This window comes from Bacillus sp. BPN334, from assembly GCF_008368885.1.
In the GTDB taxonomy this organism is placed as follows: domain Bacteria; phylum Bacillota; class Bacilli; order Bacillales; family Bacillaceae_G; genus Bacillus_A; species Bacillus_A wiedmannii.
The window spans coordinates 464,870-483,538 of record NZ_QOZW01000008.1; the positions used below are offsets into that span (position 1 = coordinate 464,870).

Below are 18,669 nucleotides of genomic sequence, written 5' to 3' on the forward strand. Positions count from 1 at the left end.
AGTACTCACTTTCATTTTACTCTTGCGTAATTATATGTCAAAATTCATTGATTAGTATGTATTTTCAATCTTAAACAATGAAACAGAGTCGACATTAGAATATCATTTCTTAAAGTCGACTCTGTTTCATTTAAATTATATATTTCATTTTACGTTTTTAAATTCATATATTTTCTAATTCTAGCTACATCTAAAGAATATTCGATAACTAATTGCTGTAACGGTAATATAACTGTGTCGGGATATAAATGGGCATATTGTAATGTTTCTGCATATTTTTCTAACCTTTTTTCTAAATACTTTATAATTTGATCAGGATGACTTACTAATAAACATTTACAATAATAATGTATTTGTTCCTCAATCGCCGTATACTCTTCAATTTCATATTCTTTATGCATGTGTACACCCCTTTAAGTTTTTTCATGAATTACTTATCACACTTTTCACTCGACTAATTTTTAAGTTTTTTGATTATTTACACTATAACAAACTCTCTGGGTCAAATTTTGTTACTTTATGTAACGTAGAAAATTTTTAACAAAATTGTAATGTTAACTTGTATAAATTACATATGGCTTATTTTTCTATACAAAAAATCGTACAGTTCAATTTAACTGTACGACTACAAGTTCTGGTCTATTGAAAATCCTTTGCGGTATGATACTATTACCTAGTCCTCTATTTACTACCATAGACGTATTTTGTTTTTCATATAAACCGGCTGTATATGTAGGGAGAATCCCTTGATTTGGCGCAACTAAACCTCCGATAAATGGCAATCTAACTTGCCCTCCATGAGCATGCCCTGATAACACTAAATCTATTTGCTCATCAGCATACTCTGTTAAAAATTCAGGCCTATGGGATAGTAATACATTATATGTATCCGGCTGCATTTCAAATTTCGCTTTTATAATTTCATCTTTTACAACATTTCCTTCATCACGGTTTCCAGTAACAAATTCCGGATCATCAATACCAAGTATATGTATGTCTTGTCCCCCTATTTGAATACTTACATGTTCATTTCTTAAAACAGTAACATGATGTTGCTTCAACTCTTTCTCTAAATCATTATATTTTCCTGACCATTTTTCATGGTTTCCTGTCACAAAATATATAGGATACTCCTTTACAAGCCCTCGTATTAATTCCAGACTAACTTCTGCATCGTATGATTTACTGTCAATTAGATCACCCGTAATAGCAATAATATCTGGATTTATGCTTTTTACTTTTTGAATTAAAGTTTCTTGATTGTCGCCAAATTTTTTATTATGTAAATCTGAAATTTGTAGAATTTTAAAACCTTTAAAAGAAGAGGGGATTTTATTAGATGTTATATTAACTTCAATTATACTTATTAAATTGTTTTGTGAATATAAAAAGATACTAAAACTTACTAAAATACTAATAAGTAATATGATTCTTTTAGTCTTTTTGTTCATATTTCCTCCTAAAATCTTGATCAGTACTACAGTTCACAATAAATATTACGTGCCCTTCGCATTCAGAATAACTGAAATTTTTTAATTGATTTGTAGTATTTGTTATAGTTTTATACGCCACTAATAAAATTTTTCAATCTCATTCGTATTAGCTCATTCGCTATAAAGTGGAGCTTTGATATCCTAGTTGTCGTGCATGAGTGTATGATGTCATGCTCATTTTTCAGTGAATTTATAGCGAATCACTGGAAGCTCTTCATCATATTATTATTTATCTTACTTAGTTTGATAACGATATAACGATAATTCCTATAGTTTTTTATAAAAAAATTGTGTACTTTTCTCAAATTATATACGACATTTGCTTGTAAATATATTATTACCACTCCGATTTTAATTTGTTTAAAACGTGCATAGAGAGAATTGAAACACTAAATTACCTTATGAAAAGTTATTATTGTGCCATTTGTTAGAAAATTGAAAAAACATGTGTAGATAGATATCATTGTAAATGAATATATAATTAATTTTGATTTTCTGACATAATTCTTAACCTAGTTTTTGCGTGCATTATGAAATAAAATATTGCCCCATGTCAGTCTTTAAAAAATTATATATCATTACTTTAAGGGAGGAAGAAAACTATGAAGATGAAAAGAAAAATCATGATGACGACAGCACTTGCAGCTACATTAGCTACAGGTGCACTACCGACTACATCGGTGTTTGCTGCAGAAAAAGAGGCTCCTATCCAACAAAAAGAGGTACAAATGAGTATTCAACCATTCGCACAAAATAATTTGGAAACAGCGGTTAAGGCTGCCTTAAATGGTCCAGAAGTTAAAAAAATTAAAGTATTTGAGCATGAATTTAATGTAAAACCAATTGAAGTAGTAAATTTAGGTGGCGGTAAAACATATGTTAAGGGACAAATTTCTCATCATTTAAGTTTTCGTCCAGATGATCAATTTTATTATGAGTTTACAGTGCAAGATGGAAAGGTAATAGATAAGCCTGTATTTAATATTGATAGAGGTGGTTGGACACCATTTGCTGCTCCACTTTTATCAATTCTTGCTGCTTATAATGGGATCCCAGTTAATCCAAATGATTTAAATGCACTTGGTCAGCAGATTGGGAAAGTTATAGATGGCAGCTGGGAACATGCAGCCCAATCTATCGCAACTGTAGTTAGTTTAAGTTTTAATGAATAGAATTTTTAAATTTTTATTAGCATTGTAGAGATCCACTTTTCCTAAGTAGCCTTGTTATAAGAAATTCTGAAACAGCTATTAATAGATTTTTACCACTCAGTCACATTATCTTGATTTGTTAACCAGCTTATCATTCATTATATGTCATAAAATAGAAGTCTTTTTTAAGGCTTCTGTTTTGTTTGTATACAATACGATAAAAGGTTGTTTTTTCGAGTCCATACTTCGATTCTTTAAGAATCCGTTTGACTATTAGGTACAATTCATTACAACAAATTATTAAAGTCTCAAATAACTTACACCTCCTATTTTTTAATTTTTTTCAAATACAACAATTCATTATTTAAAGAATGACAACAATAAATATAGTAAAAAACCATCTTATTTTAACTATTGTTTAAAGGTCAGGAGAGATAAAATGAACAACTTCTTTAAAATTAGCATCCTTACTTGTTTTACACTAGTAAGTTTAAGTACACCATCTACTATTTTTGCTGATAGTCATCCCGGTTATTCCTATGAATCCAATATAGGCTATCAAAATCCAGCTTGGATGTCGAAAGTAGCAAATTCAATAAAATTAAGTGAATTATCTATTCCAGGGACTCACGGTACAATGGCTTTACATGGCGCAAGTTTTCTTGATGAAAATTTGACAAGAAATCAAACTATGAGTCTACCCCAACAATTAAACTCTGGAATTCGATATGTAGATATGCGTGTTAAACGTGTAAAAGATTCTTTTGCAATGTACCATGGTATTGCAAATCAAAAAGCAGTGTTTGAAGATGTATTAAAAGAGGCAATTCAATTTTTAAAAGATTATCCGACAGAAACAATTTTAATGCGCTTAAAAGAAGAAACTACTCCTGAAAGTGGATCACTATCATTTGAGGAGATATTTTTAAAATATAAAAACGTTAATGCTTCATATTTTTGGGACCCTAATTCCGTACCAACTACAGATAGAAACAACCCTACTTTAGGAGATATCCGGGGTAAAATTGTAATCTTACAAAACTTTACATCCTCTCAATATTACGGTGTTGATTACGAAAGTTTGAATATACAAGATAAATTTGAAATTGGAAGCGGTCCAGACGAAATATATGGAAAATGGAATGCGGTAAAAACCCATCTACAAAATGCAAATACTAACTTTAATAATGGAAAAATATATCTCAACCATTTTAGCGGTACAGGTGGTGCAGCTGCATTTTTAAATAATGTATATCCATGGTTTGTTGCAAGTGGAAAAGAGAACAGAAATACTGATAGTAATCCTAAGTTGATTCAAACGAATTTCACTAATGCGTGGAGTGATTTCCCCCGCGATAAAAATGGACAAGTATATTATGGTGGTATGAATACACTTGGGACCGAACTCTTGCAACAAGGTGGAATTAAACATTCTGGTATCATCGCAGCTGATTTTCCTGGGCCAGGTTTAATTGATAGTATCATTAAATTAAATGGTATACATTCGAATGAAAAAGAAGTATTAATTTCGCAGATTTCATCCGAATCTAGTCCTTTATCCGGACAAAAAAACCGATCCAGTCAAAACTTTAAAATTGATAGTTTACCTGTAGGTACTAAGGAATTAAAATGGGTTATTGAACCTTCAGAAAAAGATTATCCTTCTTCTATTTCTTTCAATGTAATGATCGACGTTTCCCTAGGTACAGATTCTACTCTTTGGAAAAATATTTCACATGGATCTAGGACTGAAGCCTACACAAATACTAAATATTATATTGCAAGTCCAATTGGTGCCACTAACAAATTCACAGTGAAAATATACGCTATTACAAATTAAAAAAATAAAGAATCCCAATGGAATTCCTTTTTGATGGAATACCATTGGAGTTCTTTTTTGATTTCATTACGTAAACATTAAGATGGTGATTAAATTTACTCACATATCATTTAAACCATTAGATAATCTGTATTTGGAACGACCTTGAATTTTCAAAAAGAAATCCCAAAATGTTAACTACCTTTTCCAGCTTATCATTTATTCAAAACTGGCTTCCAAAGTGATAGGGCAAAAATCCAATTTGAGTCGCCGTTCCCTTGATAATCTTGAACCGCTTCATACACTTTTCCCTCATGTACTACTCTATCACCTTTAGTATATGCCTTTCTTGCATCCCATTTTTCATATGTGGAATCCCCTGACTTTGTTGTTACATTCAAAACATCACTTCTACTAGATTCATTTCCAGCTAAATCAACCGCCGTCACTACATACTTATACGATGTATTAGCCTTCAAATCTTTATCCATAAATGATGTATTATCAGCTGCCCCAATTTTATTCATAACCCCAGCGCTTTCTCTATATACAATATAATGGTCAACACCTACATTATCTTCAGACGGACTCCACATCAAATTAACAGTTGTCGCTGTTGTACTCATACTATGTAATCCTTTTGGTTGAGTCGGAGCCTCTTTATCTGGAATTTCATTTGTTGTCTTAGCCTTTAGTTTTTCACTTTCTTTTGATATGTTTCCAGCAGCGTCTAATGCCTTTATTGTATAGGTATATTCCGTATTTGCTTTTAGTTTTTTATCAGTAAAAGTTGTACCTGGTACCGTCCCAATTACTTCTCCATTACGTAACACTTGATATTCTTTTACGCCTATATTATCAGTAGAGGCCTTCCATGTTAGTTCAACACTATTGGCAGATACTTTAGACGCATTTAATCCCGTTGGTTGACTTGGAGCTACTGTGTCGGGAGTTTCATTATTTACTAAATTTACATCAATTACGTTATAAAACGCATTTGACGTATCTGCTACATCCCATACAGCTAAAATAACATGATAACCATTTCGATCAGTTGGTACATTAATTGTATGTGTTAAATTATTTGATGCGGCCGAACCGTCATGGTTCACAGTTCCAATTGGTTCTAACTCAGCACGTGTTAATGGTTTATTAGGATCCCATCCCTTTTTTGTAATGTAATAATGCCATTTACTTGTAGAATGTGCCGCTGTGTATTTCCATGTAAATGTATTTGCTCCCCCCTTTATTGTGTTTTTGAACCAGTGATTTGATGTTTGTTGGTCAAGAGTCCCTCCAAACAGTCCTCCTGCCGAAGCAATTTTCCCATCAATCGGTCCACCATCTGGGAATCCTTTAGGTGCTTCTAGACTTTGAGGTTCGTACATTACATTTCCACAATTTAAATTTAATGCTCCATAATTCTGACTACATAAAGCAGCACGACTACTCGGCTTTTCAACAAACCCATGTGCATATGCACTTTGAGGAATCATTGTAATTGCCGTCACTCCTGCAGCTAAAACACAAGCACCAATTCCTTTTTTACTTTTTCTTAATCTTTCTAACTTAGATGTTAATTTCAAATTCATACTTGTCCCCCCAATATATTGTTTACACTAATATAATAGCAATATAGGGATAAACGAACAAATCACCTACTAATATATTAATAGTTCAATAACATAAACACATTTAGTTTATTTATTAACCTGATATGGGGCTAAATTAAGCAAATTAATTCTATTTTGTAACATTATGTAGTAAAGAGTTTATAAAAAACCAATAAAGATTCACAAAAAATCCAAATATCGATTACGGTTTAATATTCTTACTTTTTGGTATATTGAAGTTTATATTTTCAAAATAATATAATTCCAGAAACGCCTTACACACATATTGTACAATTCCAATATACGATTCATATTAACTTAATATACGGTTTAAATAAATCTCACTTCACTATGGTGAAACTGTTGAAACTTTACTTCATAATAACTCTGTAGGAAACTTATAAACAACTAAAAAAGGACACACCTATAGCATATGTATGCGTAGGTGTGTCCTTTTCTCAGATAAATTTTAGAGTATTAACTTCTTTTTATTCTATCGTATAAGATAACTATTTAAATTTAAAAATATTTAGTATAGAATAGGAACATTCGCTATATTTATGTATGAAAGGATTTTTGGAAATGGACTTGTTGCAAATCAAGAAAATGGAAAATTTAATTTGGACTATTGAACATAGTAGTGACCTCTCAAAAAGGTTTTACATAATAAAATTTTTTGATAGAGAAAATACAATTAAGCCAATTGAAACGTTAGAATTTGGAAATAGAAATATCGATAAATTTGAATGGGTGTTTATTAATATATTTCCAAGGATAGTAACAACTTATGTCCCTTCCACTGGAAGGAAGCCTGATGAATCATTAATAGATACAACTAGAGAAAACAGTAAAGAATCACTTATTTTACAAGGAATACGAACCTACACCCAGTTTTGGTCATGTTAACCCCCACCCTTCTATAGCAGCAAATATAATTTTGCATAAAATGTGGTTTTTAAGTTAAGGTGAATTCTATATATAAATTCTTCTAAGAGTTTCATTCACATTGTATTGTTTGTTATTTGAAGAACAATGAGTTTTTTATAATATACGATATATCAATTTTTAAAATGTATGCTTATACTTATTTTTTTAGACATTTTATTCTCTTAAGAGCATCCACGCAAATACATGCTCTTAAGAAAATAAAAGTAGTACGCATGAGATTGAATGAATATTAAATAAAACACTTTGGATCTGGAACTTACCTTACACTTTGTTTTATATACATAAAAGAAGAGTAGAATATCCTTTTTTATTTTTAGATTTTCCTACTAACACTTCAAACAATCTAACAGGACGTTAAGTAGTGAATAGTTCAATTTAAGGGGATTGTTTTAGTCTCTACTAATTTAGTAGAGACTTCAGTTCCACATTTAACCTTTCTAAATTCTAGATGATTAAATCCTTGATTAGCGCCTCATCGGTTGAATCAAAAAGGTATGCACTTTAATACACCTAGTCCAACAAACGTAAATATTACTCCTACCAAATCAAACAAAAAAATTTGAGTAGCCCCCTATTTATTGCACTAATTATAACTAGATCTAGCCCTTTCCTTTTCTTTAAATTCCTACTTTAACTAGACCATACGGACGTTAAGTGATATGAAAGGTTCTTTATAATGGGGGAATTTTTCACCTTTTCTAAATAACTTATTATATTATTTTTATCTAATAAGGCACAGAAACAAATTAAAAACCTTTAGTGCTCCTGAGAAAACCTCTTGAGGAAAAACGTTTTTAGGGTGAAACGTTTTTCAGGGTACTTTTATACTGACTCTTTTCCTTAAAATGTTTCTGTACCTAATATTTAAATTAACTTATGTCAAAATATTTCGCAATACAAGTACTAAATGCTACATGGATATATAGAAAATGACACTTTTTATGAGCATAACCCATCAAATACTTATATTAAATATAGAAAAGTTACCTTGCTATTATTAAATTTGTTAAATTAAATAATGAAAATGGAGAATACTAACTTTATAATTGTCACAATTTAATCTATATATCTACTCTTTTATTACTCGTAAAAATCATTTGATAATTCCTTCAATATTAATTTATGAAATGCAGAGACCATCTAAAGCAACAATTTTCTTACATTAGATTGTTTTTCTATCTAATTTATTTTGTCGAAAAAAGTCGATATTTTCATATTTTTTTCATTTAATTATTGTACATTTACACATTTAATGTTAGGATTATGCCTATTCAAATTAGATCCTATTGATTCCTCTTTAAGATTTCTTTATTTTATTTGTGAAAATTAGTTACTTTCTAGTAAATTCCCAGCAATCATACAGCAAACTACACTAATAATAATTCTAAAATTATATTTTCATCTCGTAAATTCATAAAAAGGAATTTACGTCAAACTATATTTTCTATCTGTGTATATTCATTCTTTATTCAAACATGATTAATCATAAGTTCTAACTCGTTAATCAAATTTAAATAACAATTTTGATTCTAAAATAAGTTCAAAATCAAAATAAATATATTGTTATTTCAAAATAATGTTGTAAACTATCTTTAGAATGGAAAGATTTATGTAACAGCATGTTAAGGGGGTACAGGGGGAATAAAAATGAGAAATTTTTTCGATGACAAGTATAAAAATATTGAATTAAAAAGGAGACTATTAAATATAATCAGTGAAATTAGTGAATTAAAAGGAAAATTAGCTGCTTATCAGGAACAAAATCCTGATATATTTACTAGCTTAGAAAAAACCATACCACTTCATTACATAAAAAACTTTACTACTACCTATGAAGATATAAAAGTCCCAAATAAAAGATTAAAAGAACTTATTTTAGATGATATAGTACCTCAAAATATTTCGGAAGATGCTATCTTTTGTTTTTATCAAACACTTACTTTTGTACATAAGAATTCCTGTGATTTATTAATCAATCCAGAGACTATACAGGAATTACATTTTCAATTAATACATTACCTTACCTCTGACAGTGCCAAATGGCGCGAAAAACCGTTTACTATTCCAGGTATTCCTGAAAACGGAATGCACTTAAATAGTTACCGCATTCTTCCACATGAGCTTATTCCACAAGTAATGGAACAATTATGTGATCAATATAACTCATTAAATTCTAGTAAGGGCTATCATTCACTTTTATTAATAGCTCGTTTTATATTTAATTTTTATTGCATAGTTCCTTTTAATCAGGGTAACGGCAGATTGGCACTTATGTTAATGCAATTGCTATTAATTAAGAGTGGAAATACATTTGTAAAATATGTATGTCTGGATAAATACATTAAGAAAAATGAATCTGAATATTACAATTCGATTTATAAATCTTCGGTAAATTGGTACTGCGAGGAACATAATAGTAGCTTTTGGTTAAAAACGTTTTTAACTATTATATTAGAGGCGTACAAAGATCTTCATAATACAGTTCTAGATTCTATATGTAAGCATACTAAAGTGGAGAGAATTCAGGATTTTATACTTAAACAAAAACAACCCTTTACTAAGGAGTGTATTCGTAACACATATCCAGACATAGCAGAGAGTACAATCAGTAAGGCTTTAAATTCCTTGCAATTGTTTGGCCATATTAAGCTAGTGACAAAAGGAAGAAATGCTAGTTGGATTAAAGTTTAACTATGCTTGTAAAACACTTACAGTTCAAAAAAGAAAATTATAACTTTATCATTTAAATTCATGCCTTTGGACTCTTATTCATTGAATTTCACTTTAATATATTAAGCTATTATTACTAATTTAGTTATTTCTAATTCCTACAAAACGTTTTATAGGAATATTTGTCGAAAAAAGTCGTATTTTAATATTTTTTCTTTATTTTCTGGTTGTAAACGTTTCATTTTCGTGTTACCATCTTAATCAAACAATAGATGGTAATAAAAATGAAAATATTTCTTTCCCTTAGAAACATATAAACGTACGGTCATATCAAGAAAATAAGGCCAAAGGAATATTTGATACCTATCCAAATTACCAATAGGAATTTTGCCGCATTAACTTTCTGTTATTTCAGAATAAAACTTCACATTTTGTCCCTAAACAAAATTTGTTAGCGTGCAAAATTCAAATACACTAAAACACCCAAATAAATGAAATGTCCTTTTTTATTGAGCATTGAGGTATGAAAAAATAATTCTTCCTACAAAATTCAGCTGAATAACATAAAGACATCTAAATTACTACCTTTATCGCCATCTATTGTTGACAACATATTTACCAACTATTAAAAAGAACCTATCAAGGGTTCTTTTTTATTATAATCATTCAAATTTCACTTCTATCTTGATACTTAGATTTCTACACAAATTACATCTACTTTTTTACTCTCAATTATTGAATTTATAATATAGTAGTTCAATTTTAGTTATTCTTGATCTCAATCCGTTTAAATTAGTGAATAAAATTCAAACATATAAAAATAATAACTACAACTAATCGTTATATATTAAAGAGGTGTCAATTTTGTCCTTAAATGAAAAGACCCTAGAAACAAAGACAGATAAAACCATTGAAAAAATCCAAACAAGTAACTTAAAAGAACTTAAAAATACATTAGATAACATCTTTAATATTAGTGCAGATTTAATCGAACATCCTTTGCAATTAAAAACAAACACGAATATTTTACTATATTATTTTGAAGGCCTTACAGATGGTGTTGCATTAAAAGGAAATGTTGTTACACCATTATTACAAGAAGTGAATGAGGACAGCCAAATATTTAATTCTAATATTATTGCTACTCATACCAAAATAGTACATACGTGGAATGAAATTAAAGAAGGATTACTTGAGGGACAATGTGTACTGTTTATGGAAGGAGAAAAGAGGTCCCTTCTAATAAATACAAAAGGTTGGGCAGAGAGAGCGATTCAAGAACCAATTTCAGAAGTTACTATTAAAGGCTCACATGATGGGTTTATTGAGAATGCCACAAAAAACATAGGCTTAATTCGTCGATATATTCCTTCTACTGAATTGAAAATTAAAAAATTGACAATTGGAGAACGCGCCACTTCTTTAGTCTATTTAATTTACTTAGGGGATGTAGCAAACGAAGATGTGGTCCAAGAAATAGAAACTAGAATCTGTAAAATTAAAACGGATGCGATATTGAGCATTGGAGAACTATCTAATTTTACAAAGGATCAAAATTGGACTCCTTTTCCACAGGCTTATTTAAGTGAACGCCCTGATGCCATTTCTAATCATATACTTGATGGAAAAGTAGCAGTGTTAATTGATAGATCTCCTGGTGCGATGATTGTCCCAATGAATTTAATTGGATTTTTTCAGACTCCAGATGATTATAATATACATTGGCTCATTGCATCATTTTTTCGCTTATTACGATTTGCAGGATTTATTATAGCTATTTTTTTACCTGCAATTTATATTGCTATAGTCTCTTTTCATTTTGAAATCATTCCTTTAGATCTATACACTTCTATTGCAACGTCAAGAGTTAAAGTCCCTTTCTCTCCTTTATTGGAAGCTTTTATAATGGAAATCACACTAGAAATGCTACGTGAAGCTGGTATTCGCTTACCACAACCAATTGGACAAACAATTGGAATTGTTGGAGGGATTGTAATTGGGCAGGCGGCTGTTCAAGCTGGTCTTGTGAGTAACGTTATGGTTATTATCGTATCTATTACCGCCATTGCATCATTTATTGTTTCTAATTATGATTTATCAAGTTGTATTCGGCTTATTCGTTTTCCAATGATGTTATTGGCCTATTTTTATGGGATTGTAGGTATTGTTAGTGGATTAATGCTCTTATTTGCTCATTTTGTTTCATTAACTTCCTATGGTTCACCATACGGATTGCCAATAGCACCATTTCGTCTCCAAGAGTTAAAAGATTCTTTTGTAAGATTTCCTATTTCTATGATCACCACCCGCTCGAGTACAGGACAGCCGAAACAAAAAAAGAAAAAAGAAGGTGGTTCGCATGGGGAATCTTAAATTTCAAAACATAACTTTATTTGAATTTATTGTTTTCATCCATTCACTGCAACTTGCATCAGGTATGTTAATTATGCCAAGCCCACTTGCTACTACCGCTGGCACAGATGGCTGGATTTCTATCATTCTGGGATGGATGGTTACTTCTATAATTGGCGTATTTATTGTATTAATGTTACAAAAAAGTCCTAGCAAAAGTTTCTCACAGATTTTAAAAGCATACTTTGGTAAATGGCTAGGAACAATTTTTCTTCTTTTATATGCCTTTTATCTATTTTTTGCTGGTTTTAATACTTTATTAAAGGCAACTGACATTATAAAAGTGTGGATATTCCCTTCCACTCCTGTTTATCAAATCGCCATATTATTACTATTGCCTTTTATTATTTTATCATTGAGTGGGATAAGGGCTCTTACTAGTTATTCTATGCTTGTTTTCTTCTTCACTGCTTGGATGCCACTATTTCTTCTGTTTTCATTAAAGAGTAACTACAATCCTTTACACCTACTACCTATTTTTAAAGATGGCATATCCCCTATTGTAAAGGCAACAAAAGAAACAATTACCCCTTATGCCGGCTTAGAAATTGCATATTTTATTTATCCGTTCTTACAAAAAAAACAAAAAGCCCTAAAAGGAATACTAATAGCGAATACTGGAACCATGTTTTTCTATCTATATGTGACTATTCTTTCTTATATATACTTTAGTCCGGAGGGGATAAAAGACGTAATTTGGCCAGTATTTCATTTGTTAAAAGGGGTTCGTTTTTCATTCATAGAACGATTAGAAATTATATATATCGCTTACTATTTGATTGTATTTTCTACTACAATATATCCGTATTTATTTTTCAGTTTTGAATCTGTAACCATTTTTTTTCAAAAAAATGCTCGCAATTGGGTGCTCGTTAGTTTTATGTTTTTAATAGTCGGCTTATTTATTTTTCTAAATCCCGACGTAGATCAATATTTGTTTATATATTCTCTTATGGATATCTTAAATATCATTTTCTTTATTCTATTACCAATCTTTTTTTTCGCATACAGCATTCTTTTCACTTGGTTAACTAGGAGGAAACAACTTTGATTCGAAAATGGATATGGATTGTAACTTGTTGTGTATGTTTAATCGGTTGTAGTCAAAGAATCCCTCTTGAACAGGTTTCATTAATCCTGTTAATCGCCTTAGATAGAACTTCTAATGGAGATATAAAAGTGGGCACAAGCATACCACTCTTTCATCATAAACAGCAAAGAAGTACTATAGAGCAATGGGCGCAGGCATCCACTGTATATAATGGATTCAGTAAAATAGATACGAAGTTAACGGGCTATATGACAGCCTCAAAAGCTGAAATCATTTTAATTGGGAAAAAATTGGCCCAAGAAGCAAATTGGATGCAGGAGCTTGATTCTTCTTACCGTGATCCTTACGCCACCATTAATGCTAAAGTAGTACTTGTTGATGGACCTGTAGAAGAAATTTTCACAATTAATAAGCCCGATAAACCATCACTACCATCTTACATAAGTAGTGTAATCGAATCCTCCATTCAAAATAATCAATCCGTTTCTTCCACGATTCAACAATTAATGAGAGAAAAAAATGAAGAAGGAATGACACAAACTGTTCCAATTATCAAAAAAACAATGAATGAAATCGACACAGTAGGAATTGCACTTTTAGATCGACAAGGTAAATATTTAAGCCGTATCCCTAAAAAAAATGTTAAGTTCTTCAATCTTTTAAATAAGCCCAAAAATAAAGGCCGGATGATACTACACCTTGTGCTTCCACCTAAAAAATCCAGCCAAAAACCAAACACTTCTATATTAATACAGAATGCGACTAGGAAAATAGAGGTTAATTTTCAAAAAGGAAAGTTTGTATTTAATTTCGATATAAACGCTAATGTAGCTGTAATAGAAAAAACTAATGCACATTTAATTAAGGAGCATTATGATAATAAAAAAAACATACATAATTTAGAAAATGAGGTTCAAAAAGAAATTAATAAGAAATTACAAAATATGTTGTATGAATTACAAAAGAATAAAATTGATCCTATCGGATTATCGTTATATGCTAGAGCTTTTCAATATAACGAGTGGAAAAAACTAAAAGGTGATTGGTTGCAAGCGTTAGCAGAGGCTAAAATAACTGTAAAAACACACGTCAAAATAAAAGATACTGGGACCATTAGAAATTAGATTAGCCGATTCTTTTATTTGACAGCATTTCTCAGTCGAATTTCCCTTCCTCAATAATTATTATGAAAAAGACGCTAATTCAAAGAAAAATCTTTCGGTTAAATGCTAACCAATAGATTTTTCTTTTTTATCTAACCAGTTCTTTTAAAAGGGCAACAATTTAACTACGGTAATCAAGAACAAGTTTCTAATTTAAGGGATTTAAGAACTTATAACTCTATTGCAGTAAACATGCCAGATACCATTTCTATAGCAACTCCATGATTTAACATCAAAGCCGAAATTCCTAAGTTAAGGGGTTTCGGCTTTTTGAGTTCGTTCGAATACCTTATTTATTTACTTTGATAGAATAGATACACATTAGCATATTTGTGCTTAATTTTATCGTTTAATGCGGCTTTAATAAATCATTTTTAGTTTATATATCCCATACTGATAGCAATTGAATTTTATTATTTATCCCCTTGACTCTTTTGATATATTTCAAATCTCTTGATTACATGTTGTATAGGGGAGCCCTTCTTTTTTCCACGCAAGAAATCCCCCCTTTAAATTAACTACTTTCTTTATATCAGCTTTTTGTAAAATGCTAGCTGCTATAGCGGAGCGTAACCCCGTTCGACATTGTAAAACTATTGGACAATTTTTCGGTACATCATCTAGCCGTTCAAGTAAATTACCTAAAGTAATGTGTATTGCATCATGAAGATGTCCTTCATCCCACTCTTTTTTACTACGCACATCGATAACTTTTACACTTCCATCTTTTATTAACGGATATAATTCATTTGATGTTTTTTCCTTATAAATCTCTAAACTATGGAATCTTTGAATTACCTTTGAAGGTGCAAAAGCAATAATATTATCTAAGCCAATGGACTCAAAGTCTCTAATAACTTCCTCCACTTTAACATTTTCCGCATCTAAAATTATTAAAGTTTCTTTTTTATAATCTAATATCCCCCCACACCAAGTTGTGAAAGAATTGTTATACGGTATGTTAATTGACTTCTCGATGTGGCCAGCAGCAAAACACTCTACATCCCTTATATCAACTATTTGCTGAACACCCCTCATCACTTCTTGAAGTTCTTCTATTATATAAATAGCAGTAATCTCTCTCTTCTTACGAGTTGGTGGACCATACTTATTTAAATACTTCATTAATGGAAAATACTTTGGAGGCTCTGGCTGTCCCGTTAATACATTCGATATAAAATTATCTTCATCATTACTCTGAAACGCCCAATTAAACATCTTTTCATAACCTAATGTGGAAGTTGGAATTGCTCGTAATGCTTTTCCACATGCACTTCCTGCACCATGTGATGGCCATATTTGCAAATAATCGGGGAGTATTTTTATTTTTTGTATAGAATCAAATAATTGTTTCGCTCCTATTTTTGCGGTATCTTTAATACCAACAGCAATTTCTAATAAGTCAGGTCTACCTATATCTCCTACAAATATAAAATCACCTGTGAATATTCCTATCGGTTTATCATTCGTATAATTATTTTGAGTTGTATCGGTTACTAAAAAGGAAATACTTTCAGGCGTATGCCCTGGGGTATGAATGACATTGAATTTTATATGACCAACCTTAAACTCTGTTCCCTCTCTAACCAAATTGTATCGGCCCTCGTTAAGATTTTGATATTTCCAATCACCATCTCCTTCATCTGATACATATAAATTTGCATTAAAAAGAAGGGAAAGTTCTCTAGACCCAGATAGAAAATCTGCATGAATATGAGTCTCAGCCGCAGCAATTACTTCCAATCCCTCTTTCTTAGCAAATTCTACATATTGTTCTATATAGCGGCTGGGATCAATAACAATTGCTACGCCTTCCTTCTGACAACCGACTAAATAGGAAGCATGAGCTAATTTTTCATCATAAAAATATTTTAAAAGCATAGCTATTCCCTCCAAATGCTTATTTCAAATTACTTCTCGGTTGTTACAACAACTCTCTATCTTTCCTTATAGAATCCCTTTCAACATTAAATTCCAATACATATAGGGCAACATATACCTTTTAAGTAAAAACATACTATACCGTTCTTTCGCTTGATTAAACGGAAACGTTTCTTGAGGCTCATGTTCATAGTTAAATTCAGCGAGTATAAGACTTTTATATCCTGTAACAATCGGACAGGATGTATACCCATCATAATTAGCCTGCAAGTCTCTTCCATTAAGTACGTCCAAAATATTTTGTTTTAAAACAGGTATTTGTTTTCGAATTGCCGCTCCAGTTTTAGATGTAGGTAAATTGGTACAATCTCCAAGTCCAAAAATATTCTTATATTGTACATGCTGCAATGTATAAGGACTTATATTAACCCAGCCTTGATGATCACTTATCTCACTCTCTTTAATAAAATTAGGTGGCCCCATTGGTGGAACAACATGTATCATACTATATGGTACTGTTTCTCGTTTCAGTGTTTGCGTATCTTCAAAAATTGCTTCTCTCTTTTCAGCGATAATTTCTACTAAGTTTTTATTATAGTTCGTTATAATTTGCTTTCTTTCTAGTACTTTTTCTAATGTTTCAGCATAACGCGGTACCTGAAATATGTTAGCGTTCGCAGAATAAAACATTACTTTACTTCTATTTTTCAAACCGCTATTACAAAAATACTCTTCTGCTAAATACATAATTTTTTGTGGGGCGCCACCACATTTAATAGGAGTATTGGGGTGGGTAAAAATCGCATTTCCTCCTTTGAATTTTTCGATTTCTTTCCAAGTAGAATCAACATATTTATAAGAATAATTGCTACAAACCCCATTAGTCCCAATAGACTCCTTTAAGCCTTTAATACCACCCCAATTTATTTGTATACCGGCTGCCACAATAAGAATCTCATATTCAAGTAGCATTCCATCATCTAAAAGTATCTTATTTTGATCTGGAAACAACTTAATAACACTTTTAGGAATCCACGTTGCTCCTTTTGGAATAAGTGTTTCTTGATCACGCATCGTACATTCCTTTGAAACAATTCCTCCCCCAACTAAACTCCATAATGGTTGGAAGTAATGTTTTTTAGATGAATCAATAATAGCTATACTTTCTTTCAATAGGGGTACATTTCGTAACAAATGTGCAGTAGAAGATAGTCCTGCAGTCCCAGCGCCAATCACAATAATTTTATAATTATCTCTGGTCTTCATTATCCTCTTCCTATCTGAATTTAATTTTTAAGTTAACTAATTATTAGCCTTATTTCATCGTAGTAACAATATTATAAGATAAAAATACTATTATTTTGTCTTATTAAAAAGAATATTCCGTTAACGTTATCCGTCGACATTACTATATGCTTAAATCCCTTATGTTACTTCTTTAATTTGTTTCAAACTCTACAAACTTTACATTTCTCAATATTAGCCTGTATTCTATCTCACTTTAATGACATTACACTTCTATAGATAATGAAATGCAAGTTTCTTTGGTATGGTTTGTCCATCTTCCTTTTCAGGAGATAGACAAAAACAATCTTATTCCAATAGCTATATTACCTATTCTTTTTTGAATCTTTATTATAAATATCTATACATGCATTTGAGAACGTCTTTGTTGTTTTTCCAGTCCCTCAATAATGTGAGCAGTCGGTATATATAATAATTGAGCTGCTGTGTAAACACTTATTATAAAATTACATTATTTACCTACGGTAAGAAAAAAGATGAATATAAGCTTTTTATGCATTATATATTAATGTAGTACTGTAGCCTAGTTTGACCTAGCTTTAACTGAATCCCTTTGTTGTAGATATTTGATTTTATTATTAATAATTACGGTACATGAAATTGTTAAATTGTAATAAAAAAAGCTCCTCGGATAGGAGCCCATTATATTACAAAACAATTAAGAACTCCCTCTATTAAAAACTCTGCTTAAGCTTTGGGGTGAAAATTGGCAATAACTCATCCAACCCCTATTTGTTACGATAAATAATTGGTTGAAAACCATTCTCCTTCTGCTTATTATTTCAAGCTCTTTAGAGCTTCACTTTCACTATTAAACTCAATTTTTGAGAAAGGGTACTTCTATCGGAGAAAATAATAGAATCTTTTAACTCTGCATGGGAAAATGCATATATTAGTTGGATTGGCATCTATATTCAGCTTGCAAATTAGTCCTTGTGAGCTGTCACCTTTTTATGGAGCACATATGTATTTTGGTTCTTTTTATTTAATTTTATTTACACACTTAAAAGAAACTAGCATATGATATTATATACTAATCCAAAAACCATATAGTCTACTTTCTAAGAGCACTGATTTGTGTTCTTTTTTAGATAACGCTTTTGTTCAATTTTTTGCCACATTTTTAAAACATTTATTTCCCCTTAACAAGCCCTTTTAAAAAT

12 protein-coding genes are annotated in these 18,669 nt (G+C 30.8%); 7 read left to right on the forward strand and 5 right to left on the reverse strand.

The genetic code is table 11. The features are described 5' to 3' along the window. Positions 1-149 precede the first annotated feature (149 nt). Entirely contained in the window at positions 150-401 is a 252-nt protein-coding gene (locus DN393_RS14500) for a hypothetical protein (protein WP_000548621.1), read from the reverse strand. A gap of 207 nt (positions 402-608) precedes the next feature. Next, positions 609-1,451 carry a metallophosphoesterase gene (locus DN393_RS14505; protein WP_098103460.1) on the reverse strand — a complete coding sequence of 281 codons (843 nt, stop codon included), beginning with the start codon at positions 1,449-1,451 and terminating at the stop codon, positions 609-611. Positions 1,452-2,095: 644 nt separating this feature from the next. Here DN393_RS14505 and DN393_RS14510 point away from each other — a divergent pair. Together DN393_RS14510 and DN393_RS14515 are read left to right on the forward strand one after the other, a co-directional pair. After that, entirely contained in the window at positions 2,096-2,665 is a 570-nt protein-coding gene (locus DN393_RS14510) for a hypothetical protein (protein ID WP_064475280.1), read from the forward strand. 418 nt (positions 2,666-3,083) lie between these two features. Next, positions 3,084-4,484: a phosphatidylinositol-specific phospholipase C gene (locus tag DN393_RS14515; protein ID WP_098103461.1), complete on the forward strand. Its 1,401-nt coding sequence runs from the start codon at positions 3,084-3,086 to the stop codon at positions 4,482-4,484. Positions 4,485-4,678: 194 nt separating this feature from the next. Here DN393_RS14515 and DN393_RS14520 read toward each other — a convergent pair whose 3' ends face one another. After that, positions 4,679-6,055, reverse strand: a complete 1,377-nt coding sequence (locus DN393_RS14520) for a lytic polysaccharide monooxygenase (protein WP_064475278.1) — start codon at positions 6,053-6,055, stop codon at positions 4,679-4,681. Between the two features lie 603 nt (positions 6,056-6,658). Between DN393_RS14520 and DN393_RS14525 the strand changes: the two genes are divergently transcribed. From DN393_RS14525 to DN393_RS14545, 5 genes are all read left to right on the forward strand, one after another. Further along, on the forward strand, positions 6,659-6,982 hold the full coding sequence (locus DN393_RS14525; protein ID WP_064475277.1) for a hypothetical protein: 324 nt from the start codon (positions 6,659-6,661) through the stop codon (positions 6,980-6,982). Positions 6,983-8,671: 1,689 nt separating this feature from the next. After that, a complete protein-coding gene (locus DN393_RS14530) occupies positions 8,672-9,715 on the forward strand; it encodes a Fic family protein (protein ID WP_064475276.1) in 1,044 nt (347 codons plus the stop codon). Between the two features lie 843 nt (positions 9,716-10,558). Further along, complete coding sequence (locus DN393_RS14535; protein ID WP_064475275.1) at positions 10,559-12,067, forward strand: spore germination protein; 1,509 nt, start codon at positions 10,559-10,561, stop codon at positions 12,065-12,067. Continuing rightward, a complete protein-coding gene (locus tag DN393_RS14540; protein ID WP_098112079.1) occupies positions 12,054-13,157 on the forward strand; it encodes a GerAB/ArcD/ProY family transporter in 1,104 nt (367 codons plus the stop codon). Before DN393_RS14535 ends, DN393_RS14540 begins: the two co-directional genes overlap by 14 nt. Continuing rightward, entirely contained in the window at positions 13,154-14,281 is a 1,128-nt protein-coding gene (locus DN393_RS14545; protein WP_064475273.1) for a Ger(x)C family spore germination protein, read from the forward strand. Before DN393_RS14540 ends, DN393_RS14545 begins: the two co-directional genes overlap by 4 nt. Positions 14,282-14,764: 483 nt before the next feature. On the opposite strand, the gene DN393_RS14550 is transcribed toward DN393_RS14545, so the two are convergent. Next, complete coding sequence (locus DN393_RS14550; protein WP_098103459.1) at positions 14,765-16,201, reverse strand: MBL fold metallo-hydrolase; 1,437 nt, start codon at positions 16,199-16,201, stop codon at positions 14,765-14,767. Positions 16,202-16,267: 66 nt separating this feature from the next. Further along, entirely contained in the window at positions 16,268-17,467 is a 1,200-nt protein-coding gene (locus DN393_RS14555) for an NAD(P)/FAD-dependent oxidoreductase (protein WP_064475271.1), read from the reverse strand. Positions 17,468-18,669 lie beyond the last annotated feature (1,202 nt).